General features: G+C 41.9%; 6 protein-coding genes. 4 read left to right on the top strand and 2 right to left on the bottom strand.

What is annotated here, in order from left to right; genetic code table 11:
- Positions 1-374 precede the first annotated feature (374 nt).
- On the bottom strand, positions 375-698 hold the full coding sequence (locus tag V7K62_RS23185; RefSeq protein ID WP_334868495.1) for a YnfA family protein: 324 nt from the start codon (positions 696-698) through the stop codon (positions 375-377).
- 238 nt (positions 699-936) lie between these two features.
- Here V7K62_RS23185 and V7K62_RS23180 point away from each other — a divergent pair, with 238 nt between their 5' ends.
- Positions 937-5,607 (top strand): GAF domain-containing protein, encoded by a 4,671-nt coding sequence (locus V7K62_RS23180; protein WP_334868234.1) that lies wholly within the window; start codon positions 937-939, stop codon positions 5,605-5,607.
- Positions 5,608-6,200: 593 nt separating this feature from the next.
- Here the strand turns inward: V7K62_RS23180 and V7K62_RS23175 are convergent.
- Positions 6,201-7,703 (bottom strand): acyl--CoA ligase, encoded by a 1,503-nt coding sequence (locus tag V7K62_RS23175; protein WP_334868232.1) that lies wholly within the window; start codon positions 7,701-7,703, stop codon positions 6,201-6,203.
- An 858-nt stretch (positions 7,704-8,561) separates the two neighbouring features.
- Between V7K62_RS23175 and V7K62_RS23170 the strand changes: the two genes are divergently transcribed.
- From V7K62_RS23170 to V7K62_RS23160, 3 genes are all read left to right on the top strand, one after another.
- The gene (locus V7K62_RS23170) at positions 8,562-9,629 is read left to right on the top strand and encodes a glycosyltransferase family 4 protein (RefSeq protein ID WP_334868230.1); all 1,068 of its coding nucleotides are present in this window, start codon (positions 8,562-8,564) and stop codon (positions 9,627-9,629) included.
- Between the two features lie 246 nt (positions 9,630-9,875).
- The gene (locus V7K62_RS23165; protein ID WP_334868228.1) at positions 9,876-10,646 is read left to right on the top strand and encodes a WecB/TagA/CpsF family glycosyltransferase; all 771 of its coding nucleotides are present in this window, start codon (positions 9,876-9,878) and stop codon (positions 10,644-10,646) included.
- Between the two features lie 123 nt (positions 10,647-10,769).
- Positions 10,770-12,614 carry a tetratricopeptide repeat protein gene (locus tag V7K62_RS23160; RefSeq protein WP_334868227.1) on the top strand — a complete coding sequence of 615 codons (1,845 nt, stop codon included), beginning with the start codon at positions 10,770-10,772 and terminating at the stop codon, positions 12,612-12,614.
- Positions 12,615-12,649 lie beyond the last annotated feature (35 nt).

Genomic DNA, 12,649 nt, shown 5'->3' with positions numbered 1-12,649 from the left:
TCCTATATTCAGGGCGGGCTTTCCTGCCCACCCCACAAGATGGATATATTTATTTCTTGTCAGTCCCTTACCTACTGTTACAAACCTAAATAGACTTCTTGGATAAATCAAAAAAATACCCCACCCGCGCGATCTCGCCCACTCTCTCCTGACTAAGAAAAGCCCCTGCGTTGGGCGGGGGAGTGTACTTCATGTAGTTGCAAGCTCTATCATGAGTTCTCTTCATATCTCCGGTATAAACGCGTACATATCCAGATGCCTACTTTTCACAGGTTAGTTGCTAAAAAACTTTTGCAATTTTGCGTGAGGTTATTATCTGTTTAAAAGGGAATACCATATAAAACTATTGGTCAAAAATAATCTAGAAATTTTACTTAAGTTCTGGGAGCAAACATGATAATTAAGACACTTACTAAAGCTAAACATACTCCCATTAAGTCGTAGCGGTCTGGAGTTACCCCGTCTACCTTCCAACCCCAAAGCATTGCCATTGCGATAAACACGCCACCGTAAGCTGCATACACTCGGCCAAAATTTGCCGGTTGGAGAGTTGCCAGAACCCCATAGAAAGCTAGAGCAATTCCCCCCAATATGCCCCACCAGAAAGGCTTACCTTCGCGCAACCACAACCAGATCAAGTAGCCGCCCCCAATTTCAAATAAACCAGCCCACCAAAAATACAGCAGAGACTTAATCATTTGACTCATTATTTAATAACGTTGAACTCCGTAAAATTACGCTAACGCTTTTAACTAAACTATTGTCATTAATTAATTAATTAAAGTAAGTTTGTTGAACTGGGCATTGGGCAATTCAATTTTGGATTTTGGATTTTAAATTTTGGATTAAATTTCAATCTAAAATCCAAAATCTAAAATCTAAAATTCTTGCTCCCTGCTTCTTCCCCACTCCTCAGAATGTAGATAAGGCTCAAGGATGAAAGCACCATTACCTGATAACGAAGCACAGAGAATTGAGACGCTTTTACAGTATAAGATTCTGGATACGCCATCTGAAGCCGCTTTTGACGACCTCACCCGTTTAGCCTCGTATATTTGTCAGACTCCTATTGCCTTAATTAGCTTAATTGATACAAATCGCCAGTGGTTCAAGTCAAAAGTCGGTTTGGATGCCCTAGAAACACACCGAGATTTGGCATTCTGTGCCCATGCTATTCTACAGCCTGACGTTTTGGTTGTGCCTGATGCAACAGATGACGAACGGTTCGCTACAAACCCACTGGTAACATCTGACCCAAATATTCGGTTTTATGCTGGTGTACCTCTGACTAACCCTGAAGGATACGCGCTCGGAACCCTGTGTGTAATTGACTACGTACCACGAGAACTTACTCTAGAACAACTGGAGGCATTACGAACATTAGGTCGTCAAGTCATTAAGCAACTGGAATTGCGGCGAAATTTAGCAAGTTTGGTACTTGTTACCAAGAAAAGCAAACAGGCGCAGAGGGTACGCAAGCAATTTTTCAAAAAGATTGCAGCAGGTTTTGGTTTGTCGTCGGTAATTTTAGTTCTGATTGGAGTGGTTTCTTATCAAAATACAACCGGATTTACTAATAATCGCAGTATAATAAAAAACACTGATAACCAAGTAGATAGCCTAGAAGAACTACTGTCCCAGATCAAGGATGCTGAGACTGGACAAAGTAGTTACATCTTCACTGGAGAAAAACTTTATCTAAAACCATATCAAACAGCACTTAGTAACGTCGATCAAGAAATTGCCAAGCTGAAGAGTTTAACAACAGATCAACCGAATCAACAAAAGCAAATTGCAACGCTTGAATTTCTGATAACGGCTAAACTTACTGAACTAAAACAGACTATCGACTTGCGCCAGAACAAGGGATTAGAGGCGGCGTTGCAAGTATTACTAAGAAACGAGCAACAAAATCTCATGGATGATATCCGCAAGACGATCAATGAGATGGAAAACGAGGCAAAGGGGAGGCTTCAGCAGCAATCACAAGCAAAACAAGCCAGAAATCGCAACACAATTCTGATACTTGCGATCGCTATCAGCCTAAGTTTTATCCTTCTTGCTGTAGTCTACTATTTCATCTATCGTGAGGTTGTTGAGCGGAAGAAGACAGAAGAAACCTTAAATCAAGAACGCAACTTTATCTCAGCAGTCCTTGATACAGTCGGTGCGTTGGTAATAGTTTTCGATTCTCAAGGACAAATCCTTCGCTTCAATCAAGCTTGTGAGCAAATAACGGGTTACTCCTTTGATGAGGTGAGGGGTAGGTATTGCTGGAACTTGTTCCTCATTCCTGAAGATGTGGAGCCGATCAAAGCAGTTTTTGAGCAGTTACGATCTGGTCAACCTTCCAATTATTATGAAAACTATTGGCTAATGAAAGATGGCAGTCGGCGGCTGATTGCCTGGTCAAATACCACCTTAAAAGACTATGAGGGTTGTGTTGAATACATCGTTGGCACTGGCATTGACATCACTGATGCCAAACGCGCACAACAGCATCTAACTGCACAATATGCTGCAACCCGCGTCTTAGCAGAGTCCGCCACGATCGGCGAAGCTACTCGCCAAATCCTCCAAGGGATCTGTGAGAGTTTGAGATGGGATTTGGGTGAAATTTGGATGGTGGATCAGCAAGCAAATGTGTTGCGTTTTCTCGATATATGGCATAAACCATTCCTTGAGATGCAAGAGTTTGAAACACTGAAGCGGCAAACCACCTTTGCACGAGGAATTGGACTACCTGGTCGGGTTTGGGCTAGCTCGGAAGCTGTTTGGATTGCTGATATCGTTAAAGAGATTAATTTCCCTAACTTCAAAATTGCTGCTCAAGTAGGACTACACGCAGCTTTTGGTTTTCCGATCCGTAGCGGTAACAAAATTATCGGTGTCATTACCTGCTTCAACCGTGAAATCCAGCCATCTGACCAAGATTTGGTCAAAATGATGAATTCTATCGGTGAGCAAGTGGGGCAATTTATCCAGCGTAAACAGGCTGAAGAAGAAATACAACGCCAAAACTTGCGATCGCAACTATTTACCGAAATCACCCTGAAGATTCGCCAGTCTTTGCAAATTGAAGAAATTCTCCAAATTACTGTCGAGGAGGTACAAAAGATTCTCCAGACTGACCGAGTTTTGATCTATCAGCTGATGCCAGATCAGTCTGCAAACACTGTTATTGAAGCAGTTGTTTCAGGCTTACCAGCAATCAAAGAGCAAGACAACGCCGCCCCCTACTTCCAAGCGGAATATCTACAACAGTACTATCTACAACAGTACCGTCAAGGTAAGATTTTCGGACTGGCTAACTTGGATTTGTTGGAAGTTGAACAAAGCCATCTAGAATTAATGCAACAGTTTGGGGTGAAAGTCAATTTGGTTGTGCCCATTCTTGTCAAAGAAGAACTTCGCGGTTTGCTCATAGTTCATCAGTGTGACGATTCCCACCACTGGTCTAGCTTTGAAACTCATCTTTTGCGCCAAATAGCCGATCAAGTCGGTATTGCCTTAACCCAAGCCCAACTATTAGCAGCAGAAACTCGTCAGCGACAAGAACTTGAAATTGCCCGTCGCCAAGCCGAATTAGCTTCTCAGACAAAAAGTGCCTTTTTAGCAAATATCAGTCATGAAATTCGCACTCCGATGAACGCTGTGTTGGGGATGACTAGTTTAGTGTTAGATACTCCCTTAGACGCAGAACAGCGAGATTTTATGGAAACAATTCGTAGTAGTGGAGACGCCCTTTTAAGTTTAATTAACGAGATTTTGGATCTTTCCAAACTTGAGGCTGGAGAGATGGCTCTCGAAACTCTAGATTTTGACCTATCCACTTGTGTAGAAGAAGTGGTGGAATTATTGGCTCCCTCAGCCCATAACAAGGGATTAGAAATTGCCGCACTGATTGATCACAACGTTCCCACCCACCTCAAAGGAGATACTGGTAGGCTGCGGCAAATTCTGATGAACTTAATCAGCAACGCGATCAAGTTTACCAGTGCTGGCGAAGTATTAGTACAAGCCGAATTGCGTTCGCTTTCCTCGACTACAGCCACCATCCATTTTGCCATCACAGATACAGGTCTTGGCATTAGCCCTGAAGACCAACGCAAACTCTTTACGCCATTTACCCAAGTGGATGCTTCGACCACTCGCAAGTATGGTGGTACCGGTTTGGGATTAGCTATCTGTAAACAACTTGTAACCTTGATGGGAGGAGTGATTGGGGTAGAAAGTCAGATGGAGAAAGGATCTAAGTTTTGGTTTGAGGTGCTTTTTACCAAGCTTGTTGAGCCTGTTTTGCCAAAATCCGAACGCGGACTTTTGCACAATCGCCGCTTGTTAATAGTAGATAACAACGCCACTAATTGCAAAATCATCTACCATCAAGCTACTCATTGGGGAATGCAGGTAGATCAAGCTGACAGTATTGCTACGGCCCTTAAAGTTATTCAGCAAGCTGGTGAGCAGGGAAAATCTTATGATGTTGCCTTGGTTGATATGCAAATACCCCAAACTTATGGCATGACAATAAAAGAACAAATTCAAGCCAATTCTGCAATTGCTGAGATACCTTTGATTATGCTCGCCTCTACTAATCAACGGGAGCAAGTGCAACAGGCGCTCAAAATCGGATTTGCTGCTTATTTAGTCAAACCCATTAAGCCATCACGACTCTTTGATGCCATCATAAATATTTTAGAAACTCAGCCAGAATCAGAACAAGGGGTTAAAGGCAGGAGGCTAGAGGCTACAGAAGAAATTCCGACTAGAGAAACTTCAAGTATTTTTACTTCCTCTTCCCCTAAGCTTGCGACTAAATCCAAGTTAAGAATTCTTTTAGCCGAAGATAATTTGGTGAATCAGAAAGTAGCCCTGAAGCAACTCCAGAGTTTGGGCTACAAAGCCGATGTCGTTGCCAATGGAAAAGAAGTTTTGCAGCTATTAGAAAAAATTCCTTATGATTTGATTTTAATGGATTGCCAAATGCCAATTCTCGACGGTTTGGAAACCACAAAAGAAATTCATCGTTGGCAAGAAGACGCTTTTGCCCTGGGTCATCGTCCTGTGGTGATTGCGATGACAGCTAATGTGATGAAAGAAGACCAACAAACGTGTCTAAATGCTGGAATGGATGACTATTTGAGTAAGCCAGTCTTTAAAGAACAATTGGCTGCGACTTTAGAGCATTGGACAGGTGTGATCGTTTCCCAACAAGAGACACCTGTGTATGAACAGACAGTTTACACTGACTTAGTAATTGATTGGGAACACTTGCATCAGATATCGGGAAACGATCAAGAATTTGAATTAAATCTATTGCAAATATGCGTTGAAGATATGAAACCCCGTTTAGAGATAATTAAAGCTGCGATCGCGACTTATAACTTTGGGCAAATAGCGCGAGAAACTCATCACCTTAAAGGTGCTAGTGCCAACATTGGAGCCAGAGCTATGTACTTAGCCGCTGACAAACTAGAGCAACTAGCTAGCGAACAAGACCTTAGAGATACTACTAACTTAATTTTAGAATTAGAAGAATTTGTCAACTCCATTCAATACTTTTTAATCAAAAACAAAGTCCTAACAATTCAAAATTCAAAATGACGCTCTCTACGAACAGTGGTTTAAAAGTAATTTATTTAACGACAAAGACGCAGAGAACACAGACTAAAGAGATTAGGGACTGACAAGAAATAAATTATCCATCTTGTGGGGTGGGCATCTTGTCCGCCCTGAATATAGGACGGGTGCGGACACCCATCCCACAAGAGAATTTGGGATGTTTTTTTATTTGTTATATCATGTCCGCTTGATTGCTTATTAAACCCGAAGAACCCCACCCCCGCCAAAGCTACGCTTTGTCTCCCCTCCCCGCAAGCAGGGAGGGGATTAAGGGTGGGGTGCAATGACTGTAGATCTCTTGCAAAAGTCCCAAACACCCCACCCCCAACCCCTCCCCGCTTGCGGGGAGGGGAGCGTTTGCGTAAGCAAATGCGGGGTGGGGTTCTTAATTTTTGATTTATGCAAGAAGTCTTGTGGTTAGCATAACTAATTATGCGGACATCATATCAGTCCCTTAAAGAGAAATTTTTTGACCAAAATTTTTACCCACCTTGAAAGGGCTAGTCCTATAAACCCCGACTGTAGCTTGCTTTATGTAGGGTAACTGAGCAAAGTCGCAGCCACTCCCACATTCCCTATTCCCCTATATTCAGCAATTTCGCCATCGTCAACCGTTGCAGTTTCCCGGTAGCACCACGAGGTAGTTGATCTAAAACATGAACTTGCTTAGGAACTTTGAAGTCTGCCAGCATAGTTGCACAGTGAGCTAAAAGTTCTTTTTCGCCAGCTTCTGCTTTCAGAACCACAGCAGCGTGGATATCTTCTCCTAAAAATTTGTGGGGGACGGCAAAGGCCAAGGCTTCAGCGACGGCAGGATGCCGCAGCAAAACATCATCTACTTCTAAAGGAGAAATTTTTTCCCCACCCCGGTTAATCAATTCTTTAATCCGTCCAGTCAAGCGGAGGTAGCCGTCTGCATCTACTGTACCCTGATCCCCAGTGCGGAACCAACCGTTCACAAAAGCAGTGGCGTTAGCTTCTGGGTTGTTTTCGTAGCCATCTATAATATTGGGTGCTTTTACCACCACCTCGCCCAAGCTTCCCTTAGATAATAGGTTGCCTTCAGAGTCCATAATACCCACTTCTACACCGAAGCCATAACCTACAGTACCTGGTTTCCTGACTTTTGGCGGTAGGGGATTGGTGGTCATTAAATGAGATGCTTCAGTCATGCTGTAAGATTCCACCACCGGAGCATTAAGAGTTGCTTCTAGCTGTTCAATAATAATCGGGGGCAAGGAAGCGCTACTAGAGCGAATGAAACGAAACCGGTTAGCTTTGACAATTTCTGTGTTGCGGCTAGCGCGTGCCAAAATTGTCTGGTGCATAGTTGGCGCTGCGGAGTACCAGGTGGGTTTGTAGGTATCTACCAGTTTCCAAAACTCCAGGGCATTAAAACCATTGGGACAAACTAATGTACCGCCCGATGCCAGAGTTGCCAGCAAACAGCCCACCAATCCGTGAACATGAAACAGAGGCATTAGGCACAGTGTAGTATCAGCTGCTGTGAGTGAGTAAGCACTAATCAGGTTGCCGGCTGAAGCGATTAAGTTCCGATGACGAATCGCCACACGCTTGGGATGACTGGTAGTGCCGCTAGTGTGGAGAATCATCGCCAGATCATCAGCGTTGGGGGCTGCGGGGTTCGAGGGTTCTGCTGGTTCTGAGCCTGTTTTGACTAATTCAAAGCTTAATGTGCCGTCAGTGTTTACCTTGGCATTAATCAGCATCATGTCGGGTGTGATACTGGCAATGGCTGCTTCTGGCCCCTCAGACAACGTAATCAGTGCTTTTGCTTGGGTATCTTGGTAGTAAAAAGCAAATTCTTCTTGTTTGTATTTGGGATTTAAGGGTGCAGCAGTGCCAGAGATGGCGGCAGCCAAAAAGGTAATCGCCATTGGTGAACCGTTAGTCATGGCAATGGCAATGCGTTCTCCCCGTTTCAAGCCAAAGCTGTTGAGTTGGGATACCAGTCTAACAACATTCTCGCGCAATTGCTTATAGGTTAGCGATCGCCCCTCAGGTGTAACTAGGGCTGGATGATTGTCTTCCCCTACTAAAAGCTCAAATAAATTCATTAGTTTTTCCGACCTGTTAATAGATAATTTAGCTTAAACAGGACTTACGCAAACAATAGCCGAAACAGTGATTTTCTTCTTAGAAACAAAAAATTGTGCCGTTCTAGATGGAAAAAGCCGGGAAATCAGAAATGAACTTACCAGGGTCTTGTAACTTCTGCTATGGTCAACGCTGTACGAACAGAGGGGCCAGGGGAACCAAGGCAAGAAGTTTTTTATGTATCGTTGTGTACCCAGTTTATAATGGCTACTTTCTGAGTCAAACCCCCTCTATTTTGAAACCTGGAGTTTTTAAGGATAGTATATTCTTGGGTTTTAGCTTGTGTTCTGAGCTTTACCCTCATTCCAAAAAACTACAGTTTTCAAGGTAGACGCGGTTTAAGTTTGTTCTATAGTTTTATCGGCAGTTTCTCGGAGATTGTCGTTGATCTGGAGGTGATACATGATATAGTTTACAGAGTTCAAAAGCTAGCATTATTTAAGTGGATGTTTGAAAAGTTGCAAGCCGTCTACTGTAGACCCCCTGTCTAAACCTCTCGCAACTGCTGAGAGGCTTTAAAACCGCCATACCCTCATATAAAAGGAGGGTTGTGTTTATGGTATTTTATTATCAACAATAATACTTTTCAAACATCCTCATTACACTTCCTATGGCAGAATTTTGTTATGCAGATCATCCTGTAAAATCGGAAAAGTGTACATTTGATAAATCTGTGGAGCCGCGATCAAGCAGATAGAGTAAATATTAGCTCTCAAAATGCTTTTGGAGTATGCCTTTGGATATAAACTAGAATAAGTTTTTTCTTATAGTTTATATATAACAGTGTGGTCAATTTCAAAAACAAATTAATAGCAATTATGAGTGCCATAAAAATTACTATGTTAGGCGAAAGCTTGGATCGCCAAGGTGGAATAGTTTCTGTGGAAAAGCTCATTCTTGAAGAAACTACCTCTGATATTCAAATTAAACACATTACTACTTTACCGAATGGTTCTGCTGTCCATAAAGTGTTAGTGTTTTTGCAGGCAATAGGCGAGTTATTTTGGAACTTATTAAACCAAAAAGCTGACCTAATTCACATCCATGTTTCAGATAGAGGTAGCGCTTTTCGTCATTCAATCACTACTGTTATTGGTTGGCTATTTCAAAAACCAGTAATTATCCATACTCATAGTGCTGATTTTCATTTGTTTTACTCTAAACTTCCTCAATGGCTTAAGCAGTGGCTAAGTTGGTCGTTTTGTAAATGTACCCGTTTCATTGTTTTATCAGATAGCTGGAAAAAATTCTACATTGAAAATCTTGGTTTGAAGTCAGAGCAAGTTATTGTTCTGCCTAACCCGGTAAAAATTCCCGCACAAATCCCACAGCGAATAGATTCCAAACAGATATTTTTCTTATTTTTAGGGCGGATTGGTGAGCGCAAAGGTGCATTTGATTTAATTAAAGCATTTGCTTCTATACCTGTTGCTCAACAAAGCCGAGCCAAGTTGGTTATAGCGGGGGATGGAGATGTCGAACAAGCTCGTAGTTTGATCCCAACTCTAAATCTTATTGACTACATCACTATTCTTGATTGGGTAGACCAAGAAAAACGCGACGATCTTTTAAGTAAAGCTGATGTATTTGTGTTACCTTCCTACAACGAAGGTCTGCCTATGGCACTACTAGAAGCAATGAGTTGGGGTTTGGCAGTTATCACTACCGCAGTAGGAGGAATACCCGAAATAGTTACTCAAAACCAAAATGGTTTATTGGTTAATCCGGGGGATATTCAAAAATTGTCAGAGGCAATGCAATCCTTAATTGCAGACGAAAATCTGAGAATATCTCTGGGAAATAATGCACGAGTCAGAGTTAAACACTTAGACATAAACAATTATCTGACATCTTTGAGATACATTTATGCAGCAGTTCTAGATTGAGAGCTGACTTGATGAAAATAGGCAATTATTTTAGTTCTATCGCTACCTTGATGTTCAAGTGACTTACGCTATGTATTAAATACCAAACTTAAAAACGACGCAATTAATTCTGTATAAGGATAATAGGCGTTGAAAAGGATGAATTTAAGAAGATTAGGAAAAATCAAGCGAGCAATAGAGCTATTATTATTTTGTTGTTTGGATTTTTCTAAACTTGGTATAGTGGCTAATAAATGAGGTGCAGAAATGAAAACTTTTCCTGAAGTGAAGCTATTTGATACAAGATTCCATAAAGTTAAAGTACAAGAATTAGTTGATTATTTAATAGAAGCAGCAAAAAGCAAAAAAAAGACAGTTGTGGGACATGTGAATATCAGAGCGATGAATTTTGCTTATGAAAAGTCTTGGTATCGAGATTTTTTGAATAAGGCTGATCTAGTATTTTGTGACGGATTTGGTGTATTGGTAGGAGCTAGATTCAACGGTTATTCAATGCAATCTACACATCGGATGACAGCACCAGATTACATAGAAGATTTAGCATTAAAATGTGAGAAAGAAAACCTTTCTTTATTTTTGTTAGCTGGAAAACCCGGCGTAGTTGATAAGGCAATTACTAAGTTACTAGCGATTGCGCCTAATTTACGCGTACAGGGACATAATGGTTATTTTGATAAATCAGGAAAAGAGAATGATTTGGTAATAGAAATAATTAATGAATTCCAACCAAATATTTTATATGTTGGTTTTGGTATGCCGTTACAGGAACGCTGGATTTTAGATAATTTCAATAAAATTGAAACTACTGTATTTTTACCTTTAGGTGCTTGTCTAGATTTTTATACTGACTCTATCTATCGCGGGCCGCGTTGGCTGACTGATAATGGTCTTGAGTGGTTAACACGCTTAATTACTGAACCTACTCGTCTATCAGACCGTTATCTTGTAGGCATTCCATTGTTTTTTTATCGTGTAGTTAAACAGCGAATCACTCAAGGAATGATCGCAAATCGCTAAATAAATTTTTTCTAAAATTTGCATTTGTATCACCGTGACTGCTGAAAAGTCGCCAATTATTTCCCCCACCTGTGCTGTCAAGACTAGAATTAGAATTGACGTGACATTCTCCTAGTAGCCAAAGTGCCAGACTCTCTGCCATTAAGCGATCGCTATCTTGCCTTAATCGATGAAATTGTCGAAACCACCCTCAAGGGCAAAATTAGCTCTGTAGAACAGGTGTATCAAATGCTGCTTAAAGGAATTACTTCCGGTACTGGGGAAGTCTTTGAGCTAGCTTTGAGCGATCGCCTGAATGCCTTCCAAAGCCAAGTAGATAGCCAAAAAGACGAACTCAAGAAAGCCAAGGCGACTCGCAGTTTGAGAGCCATTAAGACCATTCAAAGTCAATGGCAACGCTGGCAAGAGCAAAACAAAGCTACAGAAGCGATCGCCTCCGCAGTTTCAGAAATTACCACAGCCGCTGCTGTCGAGCGTCTGGCGGTATTTATCCGGGTTACTGACCCCAATCAGAAGTATCCGCTAAATTTGCAACAGCTACAGCAATTGTCAAAAGCGTTACAGCAATTTGCTCAGGTAGATTCTGATTTAGAACAATTTTCCGAAGGGATTACCCGTGGTTTAGCTTCTTGGCAGCGATTGCAAGACAACTTGCTCAGTTGGATGTACGAGCAAAAAGAATCTCTGGGATTTGGCGGCGTACCGGGAGAACGTGGCCCTTGGGCAAGTTGGGCGAAACAACTCAATAGTGAGTTACCCCAAACACTGCTTCGTACCTTAGCTAGGGAAGAATCGGCAATTGAGTTTGCCCAGCGACAGCGGGGTATCACCCTTAGAGATTGGGTGGAAATGGCATTGATTTTACAGTTCTTGCAACGGGGACTAATTAACTGGTTTGACCAACAAGCTTACGATGTTAAGGCGGGGCCAAAGTTGTCCATTTCCACTTTCTTGACCTTTGCAGTGATTTGGAGTCAGTTAGCAAGTGGTTTTGCGAGCATTGGGACAGTATACAGCGATGCCTGTTCTCAAATTATGCTCCAGATTTTGCGAACCTTTGCCCAGCGTCCGTATTTTCCCTTTTACGGCGGGATATTTGCCTCTTTTACTGGTACTTATTTACGAGATGCCCTAGATTATCTGGATGAACCCCTGCGACGAGGCGAGGGAACCCAGGAAAAGGCAAGAATTTTGACACTTTTAGGCTATTCGCAGCGGGCTTTGGGAGAATATCAGCGATCGCTTGATTTTCATCACCAGGCGCTAGAGATCGCCAGGAATGCAGGCGATCGCGCCTGTGAAATTGCCAATCTCAACCACCTCAGCCGCACCTACGTGCAACAGCAAAATTATGCTGAGGCAATTAACTACAGTCAACGGGCATTAATATTCAGTCGGCAAGCAGGCGATAAAACAGGAGAAGCCAACGCGCTGGTAAATTTAGGTTACAGCGAAGTTATGCAAGCTCAGGAACTGGAAAACCTAGAACCAGAAACTTATGAAGCTGCAATTAACTATTTGGAACAAGGTTTAAAATTATCAGAAAAATTAGGCGATATTCAAAGTAAAGCTTTATGTGTGAGCAGCTTAGGAATTGCCTATTTAGTAATTGGACAACACCAAACGGCAATTAAATATCTTGAAGATGGTTTTAAAACAGCGCAAGTTTCCGGCGATTTGTATTTGCAAGGGCGGAACTTAGCTTATTTGGCAGAAGCTTATTATCATCTGCAAAATTCCGAAAAAACTGTTTACACAGGCTGCTTGGGAATGTATCTTTTGGAGCAAATAGCTTCTCGTGAGTGGCATCAACCAGCAGGGTTACTGACAATTTTACAAGGACAAATAGGAGTAGAAGCTTTCCAAAAGTTCTTACAGCAACATCGTCCGAAAATTATTGCGGTTATTGGTGTAGATGGGTACGATCACATTCCGCAATTGTTAGAACAATATAAGCAAGATATCTAAGAAAGTAATTTGATTCCGGTTTAACCGCTCCCAAG

The organism is Nostoc sp. (genome assembly GCF_036917935.1).
Taxonomy (GTDB): domain Bacteria; phylum Cyanobacteriota; class Cyanobacteriia; order Cyanobacteriales; family Nostocaceae; genus Nostoc.
This window is presented reverse-complemented; position numbering and strand designations above follow the sequence as displayed.